General features: G+C 73.6%; 24 protein-coding genes. 6 read left to right on the plus strand and 18 right to left on the minus strand.

The features are described from left to right. Position 1: 1 nt before the first annotated feature. Positions 2–799, minus strand: a complete 798-nt coding sequence (locus Ae150APs1_RS32825; RefSeq protein ID WP_139316920.1) for a hypothetical protein — start codon at positions 797–799, stop codon at positions 2–4. Between the two features lie 386 nt (positions 800–1185). On the opposite strand from Ae150APs1_RS32825, the gene Ae150APs1_RS14795 reads away from it, so the two are divergent. Both Ae150APs1_RS14795 and Ae150APs1_RS14800 read left to right on the plus strand, forming a co-directional pair. Then, entirely contained in the window at positions 1186–2049 is an 864-nt protein-coding gene (locus Ae150APs1_RS14795) for an A/G-specific adenine glycosylase (RefSeq protein ID WP_010224965.1), read from the plus strand. Then, the gene (locus tag Ae150APs1_RS14800) at positions 2049–2546 is read left to right on the plus strand and encodes a 2'-5' RNA ligase family protein (RefSeq protein ID WP_075298216.1); all 498 of its coding nucleotides are present in this window, start codon (positions 2049–2051) and stop codon (positions 2544–2546) included. Before Ae150APs1_RS14795 ends, Ae150APs1_RS14800 begins: the two co-directional genes overlap by 1 nt. A gap of 7 nt (positions 2547–2553) precedes the next feature. Here Ae150APs1_RS14800 and Ae150APs1_RS14805 read toward each other — a convergent pair whose 3' ends face one another. Further along, positions 2554–3375, minus strand: coding sequence for an alpha/beta hydrolase (locus Ae150APs1_RS14805; protein ID WP_249266346.1), 822 nt, complete (start codon positions 3373–3375; stop codon positions 2554–2556). A gap of 23 nt (positions 3376–3398) precedes the next feature. Here Ae150APs1_RS14805 and Ae150APs1_RS14810 point away from each other — a divergent pair, with 23 nt between their 5' ends. From Ae150APs1_RS14810 to Ae150APs1_RS14820, 3 genes are all read left to right on the plus strand, one after another. Further along, positions 3399–3752, plus strand: a complete 354-nt coding sequence (locus Ae150APs1_RS14810; protein ID WP_010225690.1) for a hypothetical protein — start codon at positions 3399–3401, stop codon at positions 3750–3752. A 10-nt stretch (positions 3753–3762) separates the two neighbouring features. Next, complete coding sequence (locus Ae150APs1_RS14815) at positions 3763–4080, plus strand: antibiotic biosynthesis monooxygenase (RefSeq protein WP_168170535.1); 318 nt, start codon at positions 3763–3765, stop codon at positions 4078–4080. A gap of 101 nt (positions 4081–4181) precedes the next feature. Continuing rightward, positions 4182–4928, plus strand: coding sequence for a Sir2 family NAD-dependent protein deacetylase (locus Ae150APs1_RS14820; protein WP_249266347.1), 747 nt, complete (start codon positions 4182–4184; stop codon positions 4926–4928). A gap of 30 nt (positions 4929–4958) precedes the next feature. On the opposite strand, the gene Ae150APs1_RS14825 is transcribed toward Ae150APs1_RS14820, so the two are convergent. The 3 genes from Ae150APs1_RS14825 to Ae150APs1_RS14835 all read right to left on the minus strand — a co-directional run bounded on the left by Ae150APs1_RS14825 (position 4959) and on the right by Ae150APs1_RS14835 (position 7583). After that, the gene (locus Ae150APs1_RS14825) at positions 4959–5549 is read right to left on the minus strand and encodes a cysteine hydrolase family protein (protein ID WP_010225687.1); all 591 of its coding nucleotides are present in this window, start codon (positions 5547–5549) and stop codon (positions 4959–4961) included. 73 nt (positions 5550–5622) lie between these two features. Further along, entirely contained in the window at positions 5623–6060 is a 438-nt protein-coding gene (locus tag Ae150APs1_RS14830) for a DUF779 domain-containing protein (RefSeq protein ID WP_010225686.1), read from the minus strand. Beyond that, positions 6060–7583 carry an aldehyde dehydrogenase family protein gene (locus Ae150APs1_RS14835; protein ID WP_010225684.1) on the minus strand — a complete coding sequence of 508 codons (1524 nt, stop codon included), beginning with the start codon at positions 7581–7583 and terminating at the stop codon, positions 6060–6062. The genes Ae150APs1_RS14830 and Ae150APs1_RS14835 overlap by 1 nt, the downstream gene beginning before the upstream one ends. 193 nt (positions 7584–7776) lie before the next feature. On the opposite strand from Ae150APs1_RS14835, the gene Ae150APs1_RS14840 reads away from it, so the two are divergent. Next, complete coding sequence (locus tag Ae150APs1_RS14840; protein ID WP_060722379.1) at positions 7777–9186, plus strand: helix-turn-helix domain-containing protein; 1410 nt, start codon at positions 7777–7779, stop codon at positions 9184–9186. Positions 9187–9264: 78 nt separating this feature from the next. Here the strand turns inward: Ae150APs1_RS14840 and Ae150APs1_RS14845 are convergent, their stop codons facing one another. The 13 genes from Ae150APs1_RS14845 to folP form a co-directional block, all read right to left on the minus strand. Then, the gene (locus Ae150APs1_RS14845; protein ID WP_010225679.1) at positions 9265–11811 is read right to left on the minus strand and encodes an ATP-dependent Clp protease ATP-binding subunit; all 2547 of its coding nucleotides are present in this window, start codon (positions 11809–11811) and stop codon (positions 9265–9267) included. Between the two features lie 231 nt (positions 11812–12042). After that, positions 12043–12870 carry a siderophore-interacting protein gene (locus Ae150APs1_RS14850; RefSeq protein WP_075298225.1) on the minus strand — a complete coding sequence of 276 codons (828 nt, stop codon included), beginning with the start codon at positions 12868–12870 and terminating at the stop codon, positions 12043–12045. A 79-nt stretch (positions 12871–12949) separates the two neighbouring features. Further along, positions 12950–13294, minus strand: coding sequence for an Lsr2 family protein (locus tag Ae150APs1_RS14855; RefSeq protein ID WP_010225674.1), 345 nt, complete (start codon positions 13292–13294; stop codon positions 12950–12952). Between the two features lie 275 nt (positions 13295–13569). Further along, positions 13570–15027 carry a lysine--tRNA ligase gene (lysS, locus tag Ae150APs1_RS14860; protein WP_075302118.1) on the minus strand — a complete coding sequence of 486 codons (1458 nt, stop codon included), beginning with the start codon at positions 15025–15027 and terminating at the stop codon, positions 13570–13572. A gap of 117 nt (positions 15028–15144) precedes the next feature. Beyond that, positions 15145–15954: a type III pantothenate kinase gene (locus Ae150APs1_RS14865; protein ID WP_010225670.1), complete on the minus strand. Its 810-nt coding sequence runs from the start codon at positions 15952–15954 to the stop codon at positions 15145–15147. After that, on the minus strand, positions 15954–16364 hold the full coding sequence (panD, locus tag Ae150APs1_RS14870; protein ID WP_010225668.1) for an aspartate 1-decarboxylase: 411 nt from the start codon (positions 16362–16364) through the stop codon (positions 15954–15956). The genes Ae150APs1_RS14865 and panD overlap by 1 nt, the downstream gene beginning before the upstream one ends. A 17-nt stretch (positions 16365–16381) precedes the next feature. Further along, positions 16382–17218: a pantoate--beta-alanine ligase gene (gene panC, locus Ae150APs1_RS14875; protein ID WP_075302119.1), complete on the minus strand. Its 837-nt coding sequence runs from the start codon at positions 17216–17218 to the stop codon at positions 16382–16384. Positions 17219–17271: 53 nt separating this feature from the next. Further along, positions 17272–18195, minus strand: coding sequence for a DUF2520 domain-containing protein (locus Ae150APs1_RS14880; protein ID WP_075302121.1), 924 nt, complete (start codon positions 18193–18195; stop codon positions 17272–17274). A gap of 379 nt (positions 18196–18574) precedes the next feature. Then, entirely contained in the window at positions 18575–20449 is a 1875-nt protein-coding gene (locus Ae150APs1_RS32830; RefSeq protein WP_075298227.1) for a PrsW family intramembrane metalloprotease, read from the minus strand. A gap of 84 nt (positions 20450–20533) precedes the next feature. Next, positions 20534–21064, minus strand: a complete 531-nt coding sequence (locus Ae150APs1_RS14890) for a DUF3180 domain-containing protein (RefSeq protein WP_029239594.1) — start codon at positions 21062–21064, stop codon at positions 20534–20536. Further along, positions 21061–21585: a 2-amino-4-hydroxy-6-hydroxymethyldihydropteridine diphosphokinase gene (gene folK / locus Ae150APs1_RS14895; RefSeq protein WP_075298230.1), complete on the minus strand. Its 525-nt coding sequence runs from the start codon at positions 21583–21585 to the stop codon at positions 21061–21063. The genes Ae150APs1_RS14890 and folK overlap by 4 nt, the downstream gene beginning before the upstream one ends. Further along, positions 21582–21950 carry a dihydroneopterin aldolase gene (gene folB / locus Ae150APs1_RS14900; protein ID WP_010231321.1) on the minus strand — a complete coding sequence of 123 codons (369 nt, stop codon included), beginning with the start codon at positions 21948–21950 and terminating at the stop codon, positions 21582–21584. The genes folK and folB overlap by 4 nt, the downstream gene beginning before the upstream one ends. Beyond that, complete coding sequence (gene folP / locus Ae150APs1_RS14905) at positions 21947–22777, minus strand: dihydropteroate synthase (RefSeq protein ID WP_050802375.1); 831 nt, start codon at positions 22775–22777, stop codon at positions 21947–21949. Before folP ends, folB begins: the two co-directional genes overlap by 4 nt. Positions 22778–22797 lie beyond the last annotated feature (20 nt).

Raw genomic sequence — 22797 nt, forward strand, 5'->3', positions numbered from 1 at the left:
CTCAGCCCATCAGCAGCGGCGCGGGCTCGCTGACGACCGTGCCGAGGCGGGCGAGCACCCGGTACCCGCCGGGCGTCACCCGGTCCCGCTCCGCACCGCAGCCCGGCTCGGAACCGAGCCCGCTCCAGGTCACCGCGAACGCCACCGGCTGGCCCGGGACCAGCGTGCGCAGGTCGTCGGTGGCGGGGTTGACGCAGTCGTTCGACGACCACAGCTTCTGCGCGCCGTCGCCGCTCCAGACGGCGATCTCCTGCTCCGCGCCGTCGAGGTCGCGCACGCAGGGCTGGCCGGACGTGTTCGTCACGACCAGCCGCAGCTCGGGCCGGGCCCCGGCCGGGTAGTTCGGCTGCCCGGTCTCGGACCGGACCTCGATCATCCCGTCGGAGCAGGGCACCGGGCCGGTCGGCGGCGACGGTCCGGCCTGGGGGACGAGCACCGACGGCCGGGGGTGTCGTCCGGCCGGACCGTCTCGTCCCCCGGGCCCGCGTCCGGGGTCGCGGGCCCGGGGGACGCCCCCGCCGTGTCCCCGGGGGGGAGCTCCGGGAGTGGCGGGTGCGGGGAGCGGCGTCTGCGGGGCGCCCGGGGCCGGGGATGCCGGGGCCGCCGTTCCGGGGAGTGCCGCTCGGGTGTCCGGTGTGGACTGCGCTGCGGGGTCGGTGGGAGCGTCGGAGCCGCCGGGGAGCAGCAGCCACGTCGACAGCCACAGCAGCGCGAAGAGCGCGACCAGGGCCGCGCCGACCGCGACAGCGCGCCGACGCCAGTACACCGACGCCGGCAGGGGTCCCACCGGGTCCATCACGTCACTGACGGTAGATCGGCGACTACTCGATGTCGTCGGCGCCGCGCCGGATCCGGACACACCGGCGCAGTTCCACCCGCCAGAGGGAGCGCTCACACCCCCACCGGAGTGATCGGCTCCTGATCTGCCGACAGGATGTCGCGATCCCGCGGTGCTCCACTCCGGACGGTCGACCCGCGGCGGGCCCCGTCCGTGGCCGCCGTCGACCGACCGTGATCGGCCGACCGTCCACGGGTACCGCGCCGGCCCACGCCTCCTCCCCCCCGGACGCGACCCGGACGCGACCCGGTCGTGACGGGCGCGCGCGCCGTCCCCGCGGTAGTGACCGGGCGCCACGCACCAGGGGCCGCCCGGGGCCGTCCGGCGGGTCGCGCGACACTGGTGCGGTGCTGGCCGAGCTGATCTCCCCGTGGTTCCGGGCACACGCCCGCGACCTGCCGTGGCGGCGCCCCGAGACGACCCCGTGGGGGGTGCTGGTCAGCGAGTTCATGCTCCAGCAGACCCCGGTGGCCCGGGTGGAGCCGATCTGGCTGGACTGGATGGAGCGCTGGCCGCTGCCGTCGTCGCTGGCCGCCGCGCCGCGCTCGGAGGTCCTGCGGGCCTGGGGCAAGCTCGGTTACCCGCGGCGGGCGATCCGGCTGCACGACGCCGCGGCGGCGATCGCCGGGCAGCACGGCGACGCCGTGCCCGACGACGTCGAGGCGCTCGAGGCACTCCCCGGGATCGGCTCCTACACCGCGCGGGCGGTCGTCGCGTTCGGCTACGGACTGCGCGCACCGGTGGTCGACACCAACGTCCGGCGCGTGGTCGCCCGGGCCGTGCACGGGCAGGGCGACGCCGGCCCGGCGCGCACCAGGGCCGACCTCGCCGACGTCGACGCGCTCCTGCCCGGCGGGCACGCCGAGGCCGCCGTCGTCTCGGCCGGGTTGATGGAGCTGGGCGCGGTCGTCTGCACCGCGCGGTCGCCGCGCTGCGCGGACTGCCCGGTCGCGCACACCTGCGCCTGGGTCGCCGCGGGGAAGCCCGCCTACGACGGCCCGCGCAAGCCGGTGCAGGGCTTCGCCGGGACCGACCGGCAGGTCCGCGGCAAGCTCATGGACGTCCTGCGGACCGCACCCGGCCCGGTCGAGCGGGCCGCCCTGGACGCGGTCTGGACCGACGCGGGACAGCGCGACCGCTGCCTGCACTCGCTGCTGGTGGACGGCCTGGCCGAGCAGACCGACGACGGCCGCTTCGCCCTCCCCGTCTGATGCCCGCGGTCGTCCGGTTCCGGCTCGACCCGGCCGCCGTCACCGCCCTGGCCGCGCTGCGCGAGCGGCTCGCCGCGGCCGGGGTACCGGCGGCCTCCGGGACCCCGCACGTGACGGTCGCCGCGGCGGGGACCCTCGGCCGCCCGGCACGCGACGCGCTCGCGGCCGAGCTGCGCACGGTCGCCCTCCCGGCGCTGTGGCTGGCCACGCTCGGCTCCGTCACCGGCGACGACGACGCGCTGGTGTTCGCCGCCGTCACCGATCCGGAGGTGCTCGCCGTGCACACCGCGGTGCACGACGCGCTGGCCGGCCGGGTCCGGGGAGCGCACGCGGCACACCTGCCCGGGTCGTGGCTGCCGCACGTCGTGCTGGCGGCCGGACGGCCGGCGGAGGCGTTCCGCCTGCTCCACCCCGCCGCTCCGGTGCGGGCGCGGATCGTCGCGGTGGAGCTGCACGACACCCGCACCGGGGAGACCGCGGTGCTCGCCGAGGCCTGAGCGCACCTCACCCGGTCGCGGCGAGGAGCGCCGTGACCTCTCGGCTCCAGCGTTCCGGTGCCGTGTCGTGCACGAGGTCCCCGGTCCCCGGGAGCCGGACGTGCCGGGCACCCGCCACCCGGGTCGCCAGGAGCTCCAGCTGCCCCGGCGGCGCTACCGACTCCCCCGCCTCGACGACCAGCAGCGGCACCCGGACGGCGGACACCGCGTCGAGCAGCGGTTCCCGGGTCCAGTGCGCGGCGATCTCCATGGCGTCGGCGACGTCGCAGGCGAGCCACCAGCCGTCGTCGCGGCGGACGGCGCACCGTCCCATGTGCACGCCGACCTCCGGGCTCGGCCCGCCGAGTACCCGCTCCAGCTCCGCCCGCGACGGGTGCGGCCCCGCGACCGCGGTGAACCAGGTGCGCATGTCGTCGAGCAGGCTCGGCGGCACCCCGGTCAGGTCCAGCGGCGGGTCCTCGGCGACGACGGCCGTCACCAGGTCCGGCCTGCTCAGCGAGGCCAGCAGCGCGGAGATCCCGCCCATCGAGTGGCCGACCAGCGCCGCCGGTCCGGTGCGTTCGAGCAGGTGGACGACGTCGCCGGCCAGCCGCCGGGGGGACCAGGCCGGATCGGCGCCGGCCGGTCCGGCGGCCCCGGGGCGTCCGGAGCGGCCGTGACCGCGGGCGTCGGGGGCCAGCACCCGGCCGTACGGGGTCAGGGCCGCCACCCGCGGCTCCCAGCTCGCGGCGCAGCTCATCAGCCCGTGCAGCAGCACGACCGGGCGCCCGGCACCACCGAAGCCGGTGACGGCGAGATCGACACCGTCCGAGGAGGTCACTGTCGGCACGGGATCGACCGTAGGCTCTCGCCATGGCCGACTCCGACGACGTCCGCCGGATCGCGCTCGGTCTGGACGGCGCCGTCGAGAACCCCAGCGACGGGTTCGACTTCCGGGTGGGCGGCAAGGGCTTCGTGTGGTCCTACCCGCAGCGGGTCCCCGGACGCCGCCGGGTGCTGCGGACCGACATCGCCGTGCTCTACGTCGGGGACGAGGCGGAGAAGCAGGCCCTGCTGCTCGGCGAGCCCGAGCTGTTCTCCGCCGAGCCCGCCTACCGGACGTTCCCCCTGGTGCTGCTGCATCTGGAGCGGGTCGACGTCCACCGGCTGGCCGAGCTCGTCGGTGACGCCTGGCGCATGCGCGTCGACGAGGCCGGTGGGGGCTAGCGTGGACGGCATGGCCGTTGTGAAGATCAATGCGATCGAGGTTCCCGAGAACGCCGGGCCGGAGCTGGAGAAGCGGTTCGCGAACCGCCTGCACGCCGTCGACGGGCAGCCGGGCTTCATCTCGTTCCAGCTGCTGCGCCCGACTGCCGGGGACGACCGGTACTTCGTCGTCACCCACTGGGAGACCGAGGAGGCGTTCCAGGCCTGGCGCGAGGGACCGGCCGCCGAGGCGCACGCCGGACAGCGCTCGCCGCAGCCCGTCGCGAAGGGCGCGTCCCTGCTGGAGTTCGAGGTCGTCGACCTCGAGAAGATCGCGGCAGAGTCCTGATCGAGGCCCACGAGGTCGCCGCGGCCTTCCCCGAGGAGATCGCCGCGGCGGCCGCCGCCGTCGCCTCGGCCGGCGCGCTGCTGATCACGGCGGGCGCCGGGATGGGCGTCGACTCGGGGCTGCCGGACTTCCGTGGCGGCGAGGGTTTCTGGCGGGCCTACCCGCCCTACGCCCGGCTGGGCCTGCGCTTCGAGGAGCTCGCCGATCCCGAGCACTTCGCCGAGGACCCCGCCCTCGCCTGGGGGTTCTACGGGCACCGGCTGAACCTGTACCGGGCCACCATCCCGCACGCCGGGTTCGCGGTGCTCCGCCGCTGGTCGGAGCGCGTCCCGGCGAACGTGTTCACGTCCAACGTGGACGGCCAGTTCCAGCGGGCGGGGTTCCGGCCCGGCGACGTCGCCGAGGTGCACGGCTCCATCCACCACCTGCAGTGCCTGCGGCTGTGCGGGTACGGGGTGTGGCCGGCCGGCGGCGCGGCGGTCGAGGTCGACGAGGACACGATGCGGGCGGTCGGCGAGCTGCCCCGCTGTCCCGGCTGCGGCGGGCTCGCCCGGCCGGCGATCCTGATGTTCGGCGACGGCGGGTGGGACGACTCGCACGCGGCGCCGTCCCTGCAGCGCCACGTGGACTGGCTGGCCGCGCACCGGTCCGGGGTCGTCGTCGTCGAACTCGGTGCGGGGACGGCCCTGCCCACGGTGCGCCGGCGCTCGGAGCTCGCCTCGGCCGCGACGGGTGCGCTGGTCCGGATCAACGTCCGGGAGCCGGAGGTGCGGCACGGGCGCGGGACCGGCATCCCCGCCCCCGCCGCGGCCACGCTCACCGCGATCGACGAGGCGCTCCGGCCCTGACCCCCGCCCCGGGGGGCGGGGGCGTCGAGGTCAGTCCGGGACGGACTTGTTGTCCGGGACGACGATGCTCGGCAGGTCCGAGAGCCCGGCCAGTGCCGCGTCGTGCACCTGGGCGGCCGGGACGGTCCCGTCCACCCCCGGCAGGTCGCGGGTCGCGGTCGCGGCGGCCACCACGGTCGGGACGTACCCACTGCTGAACGCGCTGCGGGCGGTGGAGTTGACGCACATGTGCGTCATGAACCCGGCGAGCACCAGGTCCTGGTAACCCTCCAGCAGGTCGGCCAGGCCGGTGTGCACGAACGCGCTCGGGAAGTTCTTCGTCACGACCGCCTCGCCGTCGCGCGGCGCGACCGACGAGTGGATCGCGCCGATCGGGGCGGTGACGTCGTACGGGCTGCCCTCACCGGCGTCGTGCCGGATGTGGATCACCTTCGCCCCGGCCGACCGGGCCCGGTCGAGCAGGGTCGCGGCCTCGGTGAGCGCCGGCTCGACGTTCTCCAGCCGCATCACACCCTCGGTGTAGGTGTTCTGCAGGTCGATCATGATCAGTGCGGACCGGGACAGCGGGGCCGGCTCGGCCGGCAGCCCCATCAGCCCGCGCAGGGTGTGCGGATCGGACATCGGTGTCCTCCCTGGTGACGACACGGTGCCGACACACCACGGGCCCGGGAACGCGTCCCCGGGCCCGTGATGGTCAGCTCTGGTTCTCGAGTGCCCGCCATTCGTCGTCGCTGAACAGCCGGGAGCGGATCAGGAACCGGACGCCCTCCGGCGCCTCGACCGAGAACCCGCTGCCCCGTCCCTTCACGACGTCGACGGTCAGGTGGGTGTGCTTCCAGTACTGGAACTGCGACTCCGACATGTGGAAGCCGATGGGCCGCTCGAGGCCCTCCACCCGGAGATCCCCCAGGTGGACGTCCGAGTTGCCCAGCTTGAAGTCCCCGTCCGGGTAGCACATCGGGGCGCTACCGTCGCAGCAGCCGCCGGACTGATGGAACATCAGCGGCCCGTGCAGGTCGGTGAGCTTCACCAGCAGCTCGGCGGCCGCCGGGGTCAGCGCCACCCGCTCCGTCCCCGACCCCGCGACCTCCGGGGCCTGGTCGGGAGTGGTGGCGCCGTCCGGCCGACCCATCAGAAGAAGCCCTGGGCGTTCTGCGAGTAGCTCTGCAGGACGTTCTTCGTCTGCTGGTAGTGGTCCAGCATCATCTTGTGGTTCTCACGGCCGACGCCGGACTGCTTGTAGCCACCGAAGGCCGCGTGCGCCGGGTAGGCGTGGTAGTTGTTCACCCACACCCGGCCGGCCTGGATGTCGCGGCCGGCGCGGTAGGCGGTACCCGCGTCGCGGCTCCACACGCCGGCGCCGAGGCCGTACAGCGTGTCGTTGGCGATCTTCATGGCGTCGTCGTAGTCGGTGAACTTCGCGACCGACACGACCGGCCCGAAGATCTCCTCCTGGAAGATCCGCATGGCGTTGTTGCCCTCGAACACGGTCGGCTTGATGTAGTAGCCGCCGGAGAGGTCGCCGCCCAGGTCCGCCTTCTCGCCACCGGTGAGGACCTTGGCGCCCTCCTGCCGGCCGATGTCGATGTAGGACAGGATCTTCTCGAACTGGTCGTTCGACGCCTGCGCACCGATCATCGTGTCGGTGTCGAGCGGGTTGCCCTGCTTGACCTGCTCGGTCCGCTTGACGGCCTGCTCCAGGAAGTCCTGGTAGATGCCGCCCTGGATCAGCGCACGCGACGGGCAGGTGCAGACCTCGCCCTGGTTGAGGGCGAACATGGTGAAGCCCTCGAGCGCCTTGTCGTAGAACGCGTCCTGCTGCGCCGCGACGTCGTCGAAGAAGACGTTGGGGCTCTTGCCACCCAGCTCCAGGGTGACGGGGATCAGGTTCTCCGACGCGTACTGCATGATCAGCCGGCCGGTGGTGGTCTCACCGGTGAAGGCGATCTTCGAGATGCGCTTGTTCGACGCCAGCGGCTTGCCGGCCTCGACGCCGAAGCCGTTGACGATGTTCAGGACGCCCGGCGGGAGCAGGTCGGCGACCAGCTCGAGCAGCACGTGGATCGACGCCGGGGTCTGCTCGGCCGGCTTCAGGACGACCGCGTTGCCGGCGGCCAGTGCCGGGGCCAGCTTCCAGATCGCCATGAGGATCGGGAAGTTCCACGGGATGATCTGGCCGACCACGCCCAGCGGCTCGTGGAAGTGGTAGGCGACCGTGTCCTCGTCGATCTGGGAGAGCGAGCCCTCCTGCGCGCGGATCGCACCGGCGAAGTAGCGCAGGTGGTCGATCGCGAGCGGGATGTCGGCGGCGAGGGTCTCGCGGCAGGCCTTGCCGTTCTCCCACGACTCGGCGATGGCGACCTTCTCGAGGTTGGCCTCGATGCGGTCGGCCATCTTGTTCAGGATGTTGGCCCGCTCGGTGACCGAGGTCTTGCCCCAGGCCGGTGCCGCACCGTGCGCGGCGTCGAGAGCCTTCTCGACGTCCTCGGCGGTGCCGCGGGCGACCTCGGTGAAGTTCTGCCCCGTGATCGGGGTCGGGTTCTCGAAGTACTGGCCCTTCGCCGGCGCGACGTACTCGCCCCCGATGAAGTGGTCGTAGCGAGGCTTGAACGAGACGACGCTGTCCGGCTGACCCGGGGCGGCGTAGATGGCCATCGTTGGTCCTTCCCGTATGGGGTGCTTCGTCGAACCGAGCGCTGTGCGTGACGCACGTTGCGCGTGACGCCCGACACTAGGAAGGTGGGGGTTGCACGAGAGTTGCACGCAGATGCGGAACCTGACCCGAGGGTCAGTGCCGATCCAGCGGTTTCGATTCAGGTAAGCCTGGGCTAACCGTAAGGTGAGTACCGTGACCACACTGCGAGCCGGCCTGGAGCGCGCGCGGGACGCCGCGCTCGGCGGCGCGCCCGGCCCCGGGGTGCGCCCGGAGATCCGCGAGTCGTGGTCACGGTCGCTCGCCGCCGCCGTCGACCCGGAACGGGCGCGGCCCCGGCACACCTACGACCCCGGCGAGATCGCCGAGCTGCGCGCCGGACACCCGCTCGCACCGACGCTGCCGGTGCTGCGGGACACGCTCGTCGAGGCGGCCGAGCAGTCCCGGCACATGATGATCGTGACCGACGAGCGCGGCCACATCCTCTGGCGGGAGGGCGCGCGCGACGTGCTGCGCCGCGCCGAGCGGGTCGAGCTCGTCGAGGGCACCCGGTGGAGCGAGGACACGATCGGCACCAACGCGATGGGGACCGCGCTGTCCGACGACCGGCCGGTCCGGATCCACTCGGCCGAGCACCTGGTCAGCGCCTACCACCCGTGGACGTGTGCCGCCGCGCCCGTGCACGACCCGGAGACCGGGCGGCAGATCGGCGTCGTCGACGTCACGGGGCCGGAGGAGACCTTCCACCCGATGACGCTGTCCCTGGTCACCGCGGCCGCCCGGCTCGCGGAGCACCGGCTCGCGGCACTGACCGAGCGTCGTGACCGACGGCTGCGCGACACCAACCTGCCCCATCTCGCCCGGCTCGGGGCCACCCCGGGCGCGCTGCTCTCACCGCACGGACGGGTGCTGGCGGCGACGCCGTCGGCCCGCGTCCCGGAACGGATCGCGCTGCCCGAACGGGGTGACCGGGTGCTGCTCGACGGCGGCGTGGAGGGATTCGTCGAACCGCTCGGCGAGGGCTGGCTGCTGCGGGTCCCCTCCGCGGAGGAGCCCGTGCGGCCGGCGCTGACCCTGCCGTTCCTCGGGGCCCGCACCCCGGTGGTGCACCGCGACGGCCGTCCCGTCCGGCTCGGCCTGCGGCACGCCGAGGTCCTCACCCTGCTGGCCCTCCGTCCGGAGGGGATGACCGCCGAGCAGCTCGCCGTCGCGCTCTACGGCGACGACGGGCGCCCGATCACGGTCCGCGCCGAGATGCACCGGCTGCGCAGGCAGGTCGGGGAGGATCTCGTCCGGACCCAGCCGTACCGGCTCGCCGCGCGGGTCGACGCCGACTTCCTGCGGTTGCAGGAGGCGTTGCGGGACGGACTCGTCCGGGACGCCGCCGCCGAGGCCGCCCGCGGCCCCCTCCTGCCGACCTCGGAGTCGCCCGCCGTCCGGGCCGAGCGCGAGCACCTGCTCGTCTCGACGCGGTCCGCGGTGCTGCGCTCCGGTGACCCGGACGCGCTGTGGGCGCTGCTGCGCTCCGGCGAGGGGGACGACGAGGTGCGCCGGCGCCTGCGCATCGCCCTCCCGGCCGACGACCCGCGGCACGACGAACTCTGACCCCGGGAACGCCGAACGCCCGGCCGGGAGTCCCGGCCGGGCGTTCGGTGAGGGTACGACGCCTAGGTCACCCGTCGGTCACTCGTCGCCACCCGTGAGGGCGGCCGGCGGGGTGTCCGGCACCGGCTCGGCGGGCTTGCGCTCGCCGCGGAAGGTGAAGTGCGCCTTGTCGTCGTAGGCCTTCGAGTCCTCCGGAGCGTCCTCGTCGAGCCCTTCGACGTCGACCAGCACGATCTGGCCGCCCTCGAGCTCGCCGAAGAGGATCTTCTCCGACAGCTGGTCCTCGATCTCCCGCTGGATCGTCCGGCGCAGCGGCCGGGCCCCGAGGACCGGGTCGAACCCGCGGCGGGCCAAGAGCTTCTTGGACCGCTCGGTGAGCTCGATGGCCATGTCCTTGTTGGCCAGCTGCTTCTCCACGCGCCCGATCATCAGGTCGACCATCTCGATGATCTGGTCCTGGTTGAGCTGGTGGAAGACGATGATGTCGTCGATGCGGTTGAGGAACTCCGGGCGGAAGTGCTTCTTCAGCTCGTCGTTGACCTTCGTCTTCATCCGCTCGTAGTTCGACGCCTCGTCGTTCCCGGACGAGAAGCCCAGACCCACGGCCTTCGAGATGTCCTGGGTACCCAGGTTCGAGGTGAAGATCAGCACGGTGTTCTTGAAGTCGACCACGCGACCCTGGCCGTCGGTGAGACGGCCGTCCTCGAGCACCTGCAGGAGGGTGTTGTAGATCTCCTGGTGCGCCTTCTCGATCTCGTCGAACAGCACGACCGAGAACGGCTTGCGCCGCACCTTCTCGGTGAGCTGGCCGCCCTCCTCGTAGCCGACGTACCCGGGAGGGGCACCGAACAGCCGCGAGGCGGTGTAGCGGTCGTGGAACTCACCCATGTCGATCTGGATGAGCGCGTCGTCCTCGCCGAACAGGAAGTTCGCGAGCGCCTTGGACAGCTCCGTCTTACCGACACCGGACGGGCCGGCGAAGATGAACGAGCCGGACGGGCGCTTCGGGTCCTTCAGGCCGGCCCGGGTACGCCGGATGGCCTGCGAGACCGACTTGACCGCGTCCTCCTGGCCGATGATGCGCTTGTGGAGCTCGTCCTCCATGCGCAGCAGCCGGGTGGTCTCCTCCTCGGTCAGCTTGAAGACCGGGATGCCGGTCCAGTTGCCCAGGACCTCGGCGATCTGCTCCGAGTCGACCTCGGCGACGACGTCGAGGTCGCCCGACTTCCACTGCTTCTCGCGCTCGGCCTTCTCGCCGAGCAGGGTCTTCTCCTGGTCGCGCAGGTGCGCGGCCCGCTCGAAGTCCTGCGCGTCGATCGCCGACTCCTTGTCCCGGCGGACGTTCGCGATCTTCTCGTCGAACTCCCGCAGGTCCGGCGGAGCGGTCATCCGGCGGATGCGCATCCGGGCGCCGGCCTCGTCGATCAGGTCGATCGCCTTGTCCGGCAGGAAGCGGTCGTTGATGTAGCGGTCGGCCAGCGTCGCGGCCGAGGACAACGCGTCGTCGGTGATCGTGACGCGGTGGTGTGCCTCGTACCGGTCGCGCAGGCCCTTGAGGATCTCGATGGTGTGCGTGACCGACGGCTCGGACACCTGGATCGGCTGGAAGCGGCGCTCCAGGGCCGGGTCCTTCTCGACGTACTTGCGGTACTCGTCGAGCGTGGTCGCACCGATCGTCTGCAGCTCACCACGGGCCAGCATCGGCTTCAGGATCGACGCGGCGTCGATCGCGCCCTCGGCCGCACCCGCACCGACCAGGGTGTGGATCTCGTCGATGAACAGGATGATGTCGCCGCGGGTGCGGATCTCCTTGAGCACCTTCTTGAGGCGCTCCTCGAAGTCACCGCGGTAGCGGGAGCCGGCGACCAGCGAGCCGAGGTCGAGGGTGTAGAGCTGCTTGTCCTTCAGCGTCTCCGGGACCTCACCCTTGACGATCGCCTGGCCCAGGCCCTCGACGGCGGCGGTCTTGCCGACGCCGGCCTCACCGATCAGGACCGGGTTGTTCTTGGTCCTCCGGGAGAGGACCTGCATGATCCGCTCGATCTCCTTCTCCCGGCCGATGACCGGGTCCAGCTTGCCCTCGCGGGCCTGCTGGGTGAGGTTGCGACCGAACTGGTCCAGCACCAGCGACGACGACGGCGTGCCCTCGCCGCGACCGCCCGTGCCGGACTCCTGGGGCTCCTTGCCCTGGTAGCCGGAGAGCAGCTGCAGCACCTGCTGGCGCACCCGGTTCAGGTCGGCACCCAGCTTGACGAGGACCTGGGCGGCGACGCCCTCGCCCTCGCGGATCAGGCCGAGCAGGATGTGCTCGGTGCCGATGTAGTTGTGGCCGAGCTGCAGCGCCTCGCGCAACGACAGCTCGAGGACCTTCTTCGCCCGCGGGGTGAAGGGGATGTGACCCGACGGGGCCTGCTGGCCCTGGCCGATGATCTCCTCGACCTGCTGGCGCACGCCCTCCAGAGCGATACCGAGGGACTCGAGTGCCTTCGCGGCGACACCCTCACCCTCGTGGATCAGGCCAAGGAGGATGTGCTCGGTCCCGATGTAGTTGTGGTTGAGCATCCGGGCCTCTTCTTGGGCCAGGACGACAACACGTCGTGCTCGGTCGGTGAACCTCTCGAACAATTCGCACTCCTTGCCTGCTGCGCCTCACGTACGGCGCGACCAGCATCTCCGTCCGTTCCCGGCAGACCGGGTCCGACACTGCGCCTCGCGTGACACTGCGCCGGACCGCCCCTCGCGGGGCGGACCTCATACCACTGTATCGGTCCGAGGGGGCCCGGCGCCTCCACCTGACGGTCACCGTGGGACGTTCCGTCCGTAACGCGGCCTACACCGGAGGTGTTCCCCGCCGGCTCAGCCGGTCTGCTGCTCGGACTCCTCGCGCACGCGTTCGGCCTGCTTGAACTCGCGGAAGCCCTCCTCGTCGCGGCCACGGCGCCAGTACCCGGAGACCGAGAGGTCCTCCTTCGCGACGCCACGCTCGCGGCCGAGGTGCCTGCGGAGTTCGCGGACGGCGATCGCCTCGCCGTGCACGAACGCGTGTATCCGCCCCTCCCGGAAGCCGAGCGCGCGGACGGCGTCGGGGAGCTGGGTGCTGTCGGGGTCGCCGCCGGCCTCGGACCGGTACAGCCAGTGCACCGTGAGATCGCCATCGCCGGGCAGCTTCAGCTCGTCCTCGGGCCCGTCGACCTGGAGCACGGCGACGACGGGCCGGCCCGCGGGGACGCGCTCGAGCGCGGCACACACCGCGGGCAGCGCGGCCTCGTCCCCGACCAGCAGGTGCCAGTCGGCCTCCGGGTCGGGCGCGTAGGCGCCGCCGGGTCCGACCATCCGCAACCGGTCGCCGGGACGGGCGGCGGCGGCCCACGGCCCCGCGAGGCCGGTGTCGCCGTGGTGCACGAAGTCGATGACGAGCTCGCCGGCACCGTGGTCGAGCGAGCGGACCGTGTAGGTGCGCTGGACCGGCCACTGGTCGCGGGGGTACTCGGCGTGCACCCGGTCCATGTCGAGCGGATCCGGGTACTCGACACCGGGCAGCGGGAACAGGAGCTTGACGTAGCGGTCGGTGTGCTCGGTGTCCGGGAACCCGGCCAGCCCGTCGCCACCGGCGACGACACGCACCATGTGCGGGCTCAGGCGTTCGGTGCGGAGAACCTCGAGTTCGGTGACACGGCGGGCCATGACGGCACCTCCCGGGAGCGGATGGGGGAAGGGGCCCCGGCCACGCTACCCCTCCACCGCCTCCCGGGTGAGGTGACCCTTAGTTCTCCTGGTGGTAGGCCTCGAGGACCTCGGCCGGGATGCGGCCGCGGTCGGAGACCTTCATCCCGCGCTTGCGGGCCCACTCGCGGATCGCCTGGTTCTGCTCACGGTCCACCGACGGACGGCGGGCGGCCGCGTTCGACGCACCACGGCGACGGGCGGCCGGACCGGCCGCGCGACGGGCCGCGGCGACGTAGTCGGCGAGCACGTCCCGCAGCTTCTTCGCGTTGTCGTCCGTCAGGTCGATCTCGTAGTTGCGGCCGTCGAGCCCGAACTCGATCGTTTCGTCCGCGGCGTCGCCGGACAGATCGTCGACGAGCCGGACCTCCTTGATCTGCGCCATCGTCGCAGCCTCCCTGAATCACCGGATACGTTTGCTGGCGAACCGGTCCGGCAGGCAGCTGCTCGAAAGAGAGCAATACCCGGACGCAATGGTGAGGCCACGCGGATCACCGGAACCGACTCGATTCGAAGACTAACCGAGAAATGTTCGCCGCGTCGAGCGAGGGCGGCCACGATTGAGAGAAAGGTACCCGAATACCACTCGTTCGGGCCCGGATACACGTCGCCCCCCTGGTCGCGGTCCGCGACCAGGGGGGGCCGGTGCATTTCGGGCGGCTACGACTCCCCGCGCACGAGCGGGAACAGGATCGTCTCCCGGATGCCGAGCCCGGTGAGCGTCATCAACAGCCGGTCGACACCCATCCCCATCCCGCCGGTGGGCGGCATCCCGTACTCCATCGCCCGGAGGAAGTCCTCGTCGAGCTGCATGGCCTCCGGGTCGCCCGCCGCGGCCTTCACGGACTGCGCGTGGAGGCGTTCCCGCTGCTCCACGGGGTCGACGAGCTCCGAGTAGGCGGTCGCGAGCTCCACCCCGAACACGATGAGGTCCCAGGACTCCGACAGTCGCGGGTCGTCCCGGTGGGCCCGGGTCAGCGGCCGTACCTCGACCGGGAAGTCACGGACGAAGGTCGGCTCGATCAAGGTGTGCTCGACGAGCTTCTCGAACAGCTCCAGCACGATCTGGGCCGGCGTCGGGTATTCGGTGACGTCGACATCGTGCTTCGCCGCGATCTCCTGCAGAACGCCGAGATCGGTGTCGGGTGTCACATCCTGCCCGACGGCCTCGGACACCGACCCGTAGATCGTGACCGACCGCCACTCCCCGCCGAGATCGTGCTCCGTGCCGTCCTGGTGCCGGACGGTGGTCGAGCCGAACAGCGACCGCGCCGCGGACTGGATCAGGTCGCGGGTCAGGACGGCCATGTCGTCATAGGTCGCGTACGCCTGGTAGGCCTCGAGCATCGCGAACTCGGGCGAATGCGTGGAGTCGATGCCCTCGTTCCGGAACACCCGGTTCAGCTCGAAGACCCTCTCGATGCCGCCCACCACGCAACGCTTCAGGAACAGCTCGGGGGCGATCCGCAGGTACAGATCGGAGCCGAGCGCGTTCGCGTGCGTGACGAACGGGCGCGCGGTGGCCCCGCCGTGCAGCAGCTGCAGCATCGGCGTCTCGACCTCGACGAAGTCGAGGTCGGTCAGGGCCTCGCGCACGGTGCGCAGCACCGTGGAGCGGGCGCGGACGGTCTCACGGGCCTGCGGGCGCAGGATCAGGTCGACGTAGCGCTGCCGGACCCGGTTCTCCTCGGAGAGCTCCTTGTGCGCGGTCGGCAGCGGCCGGACCGACTTGGACGCGATCGACCACTCGCCGGCCTGGACGGAGAGCTCGCCCCGCCGCGAGGTGATCACTTCACCGCGCACGAGGACGAAGTCGCCGAGATCGACCACGGACTTCCAGCGCGCCAGCTCCTCGGCGCCGACCCGGTCCAGCGAGAGCATCGCCTGCAGCTCGGTGCCGTCGCCCTCGCGCAGCGTGGCGAAGCAGAGCTTTCCGGTGTTCCGCACGAAGATCACCCGGCCGGCGACGGCGACCTTCTCGCCGGTCGCGGTGTCCGGGGGCAGGTCCGGGTGGGCGTCACGGACCTGGCGCAGGGTGTGCGTGCGGGCGACCTCGACCGGGTACGGCTCGGTGCCGGCGGCCAGCAGCTCCGCGCGCTTGGCCCGGCGCACCCGCATCTGCTCGGGCAGGTCTGCCTCGGGTCCGGGGTCGGTGGGCGTGCCGGGAGTGTTCACGGCAGGTCAGGCTATCGACGCGGCCCCGGGCCGGACGCCGGTGGGTCGGTCGTGGCGGCCTCAGCGCGGCCGGTGGTGGCGCAGGTGGGTCAGACGGAGCCCGTGCAGCGTCAGGTCCGGCACGTGGTGGGTGACCGTGTCCGCCCGGCCGTACACGAGTTCCGCGAGCCCCCCGGTGACGGCGACGGTGACCGGCCCGACGTCGGCGCCGAGCTCGGCGAGGATCCGCCGCACCAGGCCGTCGACCTGGCCGGCGGCGCCGTAGAGCACCCCCGCCTGGACGGCCTCGACCGTCGTCCGGCCGATCACCGACCGCGGCTCGACGAGATCCACCGGCCGCAGCGACGACGCCCGCTCGGCGAGCGCCTGCATCGCGATGTCGATCCCCGGTGCGAGCGCCCCGCCGAGGAACTCCCCGCGCGCGGAGACGACGTCGACGTTGGTGCAGGTGCCCAGGTCGACGCAGATGCACGCGGTACCGAACAGGTGGTGCGCCGCCAGACTGTTCACCACCCGGTCCGCACCGACCTCGCGCGGGTGGTCGACCAGCAGCGGCACCCCGGTGCGCACCCCCGGCCCGACGACGAGCGCCCGCATCCGGTCCGACCAGCGGGCCAGCAGGGTGCGCAGCTCGCGGGACGGGCCGGGCACGGTGGACAGGGCCACGACGGCGTCGACCCCGGCGAAGTGCTCGCCGAGCATCCCGGTGATCATCAGGTCGAGCTCGTCGGCGGTGGCGCGGGTGTCGGTGCGCATCCGCCACCGCCGTTCCGGCTCCGGCGACAGCGACGACGGGTCCGTACCAGGCTCCGGCTCGGGGTAGAGCCCGAGCGAGACGTCGGTGTTCCCGACGTCGATGCAGAGCAGCACTAGCGGGCGGCGCTCGTCAGCAGACCCGATCCGTCCGGCGCGTGCCCGGGGTCGGCACCCAGCTCGGCGACGGCGTTGTCGGCGTCGACGAAGACCACACGCGGGCGGTACTCGCGCAGCTCGGCCTCGTCGTAGGAGCCGTACGAGATCAGGATGACCAGGTCACCGGGGTGCACCAGGTGCGCGGCGGCGCCGTTGATCCCGATGATCCCGGAACCGGGCTCCCCGGTGATCGCGTAGGTCTCCAGCCGGGCGCCGTTGGTGATGTCGACGATCGTGACCTGCTCACCCTCGAGCAGGTCGGCGGCGGCCATCAGGTCGGCGTCGATCGTCACGGAGCCCACGTAGTGCAGGTCGGCCTGGGTGACGGTCGCGCGGTGGATCTTGGACTTCATCATGGTGCGATACACGGCGGTCTCCTCGTGACTCAGAACGCGACGGGGACGTTGTCGATCAGGCGGGTGGCTCCGAACCGGGCGGCGACGAGCAGTCGTCCCTCACCGTCGTCGGGGGCGGGGCCGAGGTCGGTGCCGCGCAGCTCCAGGTAGTCGAGCTCGACGCCCGGCTCGGAGTCGAGCTCGGCCCGGGCGGCGGCCAGGACGGCGTCCTTCCCGCGGGCCGAGACCCCCGCACCGGCGGCGAGCGCCCGGGACAGCACGGCGGCCGCCCGGCGCTGCTCCGGGTCGAGGTAGGCGTTGCGGGAGGAGAGCGCCGTGCCGTCGTCCTCGCGGACGGTGGGGACGCCGACGATCTGCAGCGGGAAGTCCAGGTCGCGCACCATCCTGCGGACCAGGGTCAGCTGCTGGTAGTCCTTCTCCCCGAACATCGCCAGGTCCGGGCCGACGATGTGGAACAACTTGGCGACGACGGTGAGCACGCCGTCGAAGTGCCCCTTCCGGCTCCCGCCCTCCAGGTCGTCGCCGAGCGTCCCGGCGGCGATGCGGGTGTCCGAGCCCGGCGGGTACATGTGCTCGACCTGCGGGGTGAACACGAGCTCGACGCCCTCCTCCCGGCAGACCTCGAGATCGGCCTCCAGCGGGCGCGGGTAGCGGTCGAGGTCCTCGCCCGCACCGAACTGCAGCGGGTTCACGAAGATCGACACGACCGGGACGACGGTGCCCGGCAGGCGACGGGCGTGCCGGATCAGCTCCCGGTGCCCCTTGTGCAGGGCGCCCATGGTCGGGATCAGGACGATCTTCCGCCCGGCACCGCGCAGGGCCCGGGTGACGGGCGCCAGCTTCGCCGGGTCGGAGTGCACGGTCAGCCGGCCGGCCGCGTAGCCGTTCCGGGTGGAGCCGGGCGAGGTCGAGCTGCCGCTCACGTCTCCTCCAGTGTCTTCTCGACGTCGTCCAGTCCGGCCTGGTCCAGCAGGCCGGCGGCCGCGGCGCGGCGGGCGGTCCGCCCCGCCAGGGCGCGGTAGGCGGCCGCCAGGCCGGGGTCCGCGGCGGTGATGCGGTCCAGGTGGGTGCGGAGCGTGCCGGCGTCGCCGCGCGCCACCGGCCCCGTCAGGGCCCGGTCGCCGTGCCGCAGCGCGTTGTCCAGCGCCGCGGAGAGCAGCGGGGCGACGAGCCGGCCGGCCGGCCGGATGCCCGCGGTCTCCAGCAGCTCGATGCAGTCACCGACCAGGGTCATCAGATGGTTGGCGCCGTGGGCGAGCGCAGCGTGGTAGAGCGGGCGCATCGCCTCCGGGACGCGCACCGGCTCGGCCGACATCTCCAGGACGAGCGCCTCGGCGACGCTCCAGCCGACGGCGTCGCGGGGGTCGGCGCCGGGGTCGTCCTCGCCCGCCTCGCCGGGGGCGGTGACGCCGATGCAGCACGACGCGAGGCGCTCGACGTCCTCGGGGCGGCCGGTGAAGGTCATCGCCGGGTGCAGCGCCAGCGGCAGGACCCCCTGGGCGGCGGCCGGTTCCAGCACGGCCGTGCCCTGCGAGCCCGCGGTGTGGACGACGATCTGGCCGGGCCGGAAGCACCCGGCGGCGGCGAGCCCGCGCACCAGGCCGGGCAGGACGTCGTCGGGGACGGCGAGCAGCACCAGGTCGGCCTGCGTGCAGACCTCGTCCGGGGGCAGCAGCGGGGTGTCCGGGAGCAGTTCCGCGGCCCGCCGCACCGAGGCCTTCGAGACCCCGGAGGCGGCCACGACGTGGTGGCCCGCCCGCTCGAGCGCGGCTCCCAGCACCGAACCGACTCGTCCGGCGGAGACCACGCCGACGGCGAGCCGCGCGGGGCGGCCGGCATCGATCACAGTCAGTTCCGTTTCCTCCCGCTCCGGTCCACGTGGGTACCAGTCGGGCAATCCGCGGTCGCACACGACCTCCGTCGGTCGTGCGCCGGACGCGAGGGTAGACGCGCGCCCGGCCCCGGGGACCCTCGTATGACAGGCCTCACCCGGTCCGGCGGCCCGCCGGACCGGGGCCCGGCGGCCCGGCCGATCCGGGATTCTGCGGCCAAGCCGATCCGGAGCCCAGTGGCACGTCATGCACGTACGGGCGGGCCACGGGGGTGCATGGCGTGCCATTCGGCCGGCGGGACCGGGGATCAGCTGCCCGCTGCCCGCTGCCCGCGACGGACGGTCGGCCCAGGACCCGTCGCGCCCCATGCGGTCGCTGTGGGGCGCCGGGTCAGTCCTGTTCGTGCCGGCCGCGGGGCGCCGGGTCCTGGGGTTCGGCGGGGTCGCCGGGACGGCGCATCGGGCGGGTCGGGCCCGGGTTCCCGGGAATGTCGTGGTGCCGGCCGCGGGCCGGGTCGGCGGCCGGGTCCTCCGGACGTCCGACCGGGCGGGTCGCCCCCTCGGCCGGAGCCGGCGGACCCTGGCCCGCAGCTCCACCAGCCGGAGCCGGCGAGCCCTGGCGCACGGCTCCCCCGGCCGGAGTCGGTGGGCCCTGGCGCGGCACGCCCTCCGCGGCACCGGACGTTCCCGGACGCGGCGGCCCCTCGGCGGGAGCTGGAGCCCCGGGCCACGGTGCGGCGCCCGGCGGTGGCCCGCCCGGCCCCGGGGAACCACCACCGGCCCCCGTGAACTCCGGCCGCCCACCCGGACCTGCGGATTCCCGTCGCCCACTCGGACCTGCGGGTTCCGACCGTCCACCGGGACCTGCGGGACCGCGGCTCGCACCACCGCCCGGCGGCGCCGGCGCCGGGCCACCCGGGCTCCCGGACGCCGGACCCGGAGGCCCGCCGCGCAGCCCGGGCACGGCGGGACCGGCCGATCCGGGCGTCGTCCCGGGGACCTGCCCCTCCGGGAAGGTGGGGATCCGGAACGCCCCGGAGAAGCTGCCGTCCGGCGCGGCCGGGGGTGGTGGCTGCCAGCCCGACGGACGCTGCCTGGCCCAGGCCGCGACCAGCGCCTCCGGCACCCCGACGGCGATCGCCCGGGTCCGCAGGACGGCGGCCAGCTTCTCGTCGTGCAGCGCCCCGGCGCTCTCCCGGACGGCGCCGCGGGCGATCCGGTTCCGCATGAACGCCAGCTCGGTGACGGCCGCCTGGTACTCCGCGACGGCCTTCGCGGCGGCCTTCCCGGAGCGCCGCTGGACCAGCGCCCGCCAGCCGCGGCGCCGCGACATCCGGGCCAGCAGCGGGACCTCGCTCGGCGCGATCCACCCCGCCGCCGCGAACCCGGGCAGCTGGGCGGCGACGATCCGCGCCTCGCGGCGGCGGGCGAACACGACGAGCGTGATCATCCCGGCGAAGATCGGGACCATCACGAAGATGTAGACCTCGTAGAACGCCCCCGGCGACGCGGCCAGCACCGACGCGCCGTTCCACAGCGCGTGCAGCACCACCGCGGCGACGTAGCCGGCGATCATCGCCAGCACCCGGACGCCGACGCTGCGGCTGGCGACCGCGAACCCCGCCGCGATCCCGATCATGCAGGTGAACAGCGGGTGCGCGAACGGCGAGGCGATCCCGCGGACGAACAGCGTCGCGAGCACCCCGGCCGTCTCCGGGTCGGAGACCGCCCGGCCCAGGTAGAGGATGTTCTCCGAGAAGGCGAACCCGGCGGCGACGATCCCGGCGTAGACGATGCCGTCGAACTCACGCCGCCGGAACGCCAGCAGCCCGACGACGAACAGGCCCTTGGCGAACTCCTCGATCACCGGCGCGACGACGACCGGACCGAACAGGTCGCCCGCCCCGCGCCCCGCGGCGGCGTCGAGCACCGTCGACGCACTCGTGTTGATCAGCAGCGACATCAGGGCGGCGAACCCGGCGCCCCAGAGGAACGCGCCCATCAGCATCCGCGGCGGTTCCGGCTCCCACCGGTCCACCCACAGGAAGGCGGCGACCACCGGTACGACGGGCAGCAGCGCGGCGAGCGTCCCGATGACGACGCCGCCGGTCCCGATCGCGCGCTGCAGGACCCCGATCGTGATCACGGTCAGCAGCGCGAGGACGACGAGCCCGACGACCGGGAGCAGCACCCCGCGCCGCTTCGCCGACGGTGCCGGCACCGGGGCGTACGGGTGGCGGCCGGACGGCGCCGTGGGGGAGGCCATGGCCCGGCAGCGTAGAGAACTCCGGGCCGCTCCACCGTCCGTGCGCGCCGCGGGAGGCACGGACCACACCCGGCCGGGTGCGGATCAGGTCGAGCGGACCCCGCTGTCGGAGTCGTCGGGATCGTCCGGGGCTCGGCAGCAGTACTCCAGCCAGAGCGCGGCGCCGACCAGCAGCAGCGCGCAGACCAGGCCGATCCCGGCGGAGACGCTGTCGGCGAACGCGGCGACGACGACGTCGGCACGCCGCAGCGTGTGCGCGAGCATCCCGATCCACAGGCCGGCGATCACCGCTCCGCCGACCGACGAGGCCTTCGCCACGAGCACGGCCCGGGCGGCGACCAGCGGCGGGACCGGGAGCGCGTCGCCGCGCCGCTGGATCCGGCGGCGCAGCACGAACGCCCCGGCGAGCTCGGCGGCCGCGAGCACCCCGATGGAGAGGCCCGCGGCGACCGGTACGCCCGGCAGCAGCGGATACGTCAGCTGGACGAGAATGTTGCCGAGCAGGGCCGCGACCACCGTGATCGCGGCGAGGTCCCGGTAGCGGGTGGGCCGGACCGTCGGCCGGGGGTCCTCCCCCGAGCCGGGCCGACGGTCGCCGGGGCCCGGCGCGCTCACGGCGCCGCCCCGGCCGGCAGCAGCGGCAGGTCGTCGCGCCGGTGGATGCCGGAGCGCGCGTCCGGGCCGAGCCGGGTGAGCAGGTCCGCGACCGGCCCGTGCCCCTGCAGGACCGCGTCGGGCTCGGCGAGCAGCCAGGGCAGCAGCACCGTCGCGCGCTCGGGGGTGCCGGGGTGCGGCAGCAGCAGCTCCGGGTCGTCGGAGATCACCGGCTCGTCCCCGTCGCGGACCTGGACGACGTCGACGTCGAGCGTCCGCGGGCCCCACCGCTGCTCCCGGACCCGGCCCGACGCGTCCTCCAGGGCCTGGCCGCGGCGCAGCCAGCCCCACGCGTCCAGCGCCGGGTCCTCGGCGACGACGACGGCGTTGAGGAAGTCGGGCTGGTCGGTGACGCCCCACGGTGCCGTCTCGAACACCGGCGAGACCACGACGAGCGCGGGTCCGAGATCGGCGACGACCGCGCGCAGGTGCACGATCCGGTCCCCCATGTTGGAACCGAGGGAGAGCACCGCGCGGGTCACGACCGGCCCCGGTGCACGACGACTGCGACGTCGTCGAACGCCAGCGGGATCGGCGCGGACGGCTTGTGCAGGGTCACCTCGACCGCACGGATCCGCTCGTCGGACGCGAGCACGTCGTCGGCGACCGCGCCGGCCACGGACTCGATTAGGTCGCGCGGCGGGCCGCCGACGATCGCCGCAGCCCGCTGGGCCAGCGCGCCGTAGTCCAGGGTGTCGGCCAGGTCGTCGGACGCGGCCGCGGCAGCGAGGTCGGCGTGCACGACGAGATCGCAGACGAACTCCTGGCCGTCGCGCCGCTCGTGCCCGAACACCCCGTGGTGGCCGCGGACCCGCAGCCCGCGCAGCTCGATCCGGTCGCCGCTCACCTCTCCCCCTCGCGGGAGGTACGGGCCCGCGACGCACCGAGCCGGCACGCCGCGGCGACCGCGACGGCGTCCATCGTGGACTCGACGTCGTGCACCCGGACGCCCCAGGCGCCGGCGTTCGCGGCGAGCGCGCTGATCGCGGCGGTGGCGGTGTCCCGGCCCGCGGGCGGGCGGGGTGTCCCGTCGCCGGTGGCGAGCAGGTCCCCGAGGAACCTCTTGCGCGAGGCCCCCACCAGGACCGGGAACCCGAGATCGATCAGCACGTCGATCCGGCGCAGCAGCGCCCAGTTGTGGGCGGCCGTCTTCGCGAAGCCCAGGCCCGGGTCCAGCAGGATCCGGTCCGGATCCACCCCGGCCATCACGGCGTGGTCCACCCGGGCGACGAGCTCGGCCCGGACCTCGCCGATCACGTCCTCGTACCCGGCGAGCTGCTGCATCCCGGCGCTGTGCCCGCGCCAGTGCATGAGCACCCACGGCACCCGGGTCTCGGCGACGACCGCGGCCATCCGCGGGTCGGCGAGCCCGCCGGAGACGTCGTTGACCATCACCGCGCCGGCGTCGACACAGGCGGCGGCCACCTCGGACCGGGTGGTGTCGACGCTGACCCGGACACCGGCCCCGGTCAGCTCGCGGACGACCGGCACCACGCGGTCCCGCTCGGTGACGGCGTCGACCCGCTCGGCACCGGGCCGGGTCGACTCGCCACCGACGTCGACGAGATCGGCGCCCGCGTCGCGCATCGCCACACCGTGCGCGATCGCGTGCGAACGGTCCAGGTAGCGCCCGCCGTCGGAGAACGAGTCGGGGGTGACGTTGAGGATCCCCATCACCGCGCAGCGACCGAGCT

The sequence above is a fragment of the Pseudonocardia sp. Ae150A_Ps1 genome (genome assembly GCF_001932315.1).
Lineage (GTDB): Bacteria > Actinomycetota > Actinomycetes > Mycobacteriales > Pseudonocardiaceae > Pseudonocardia.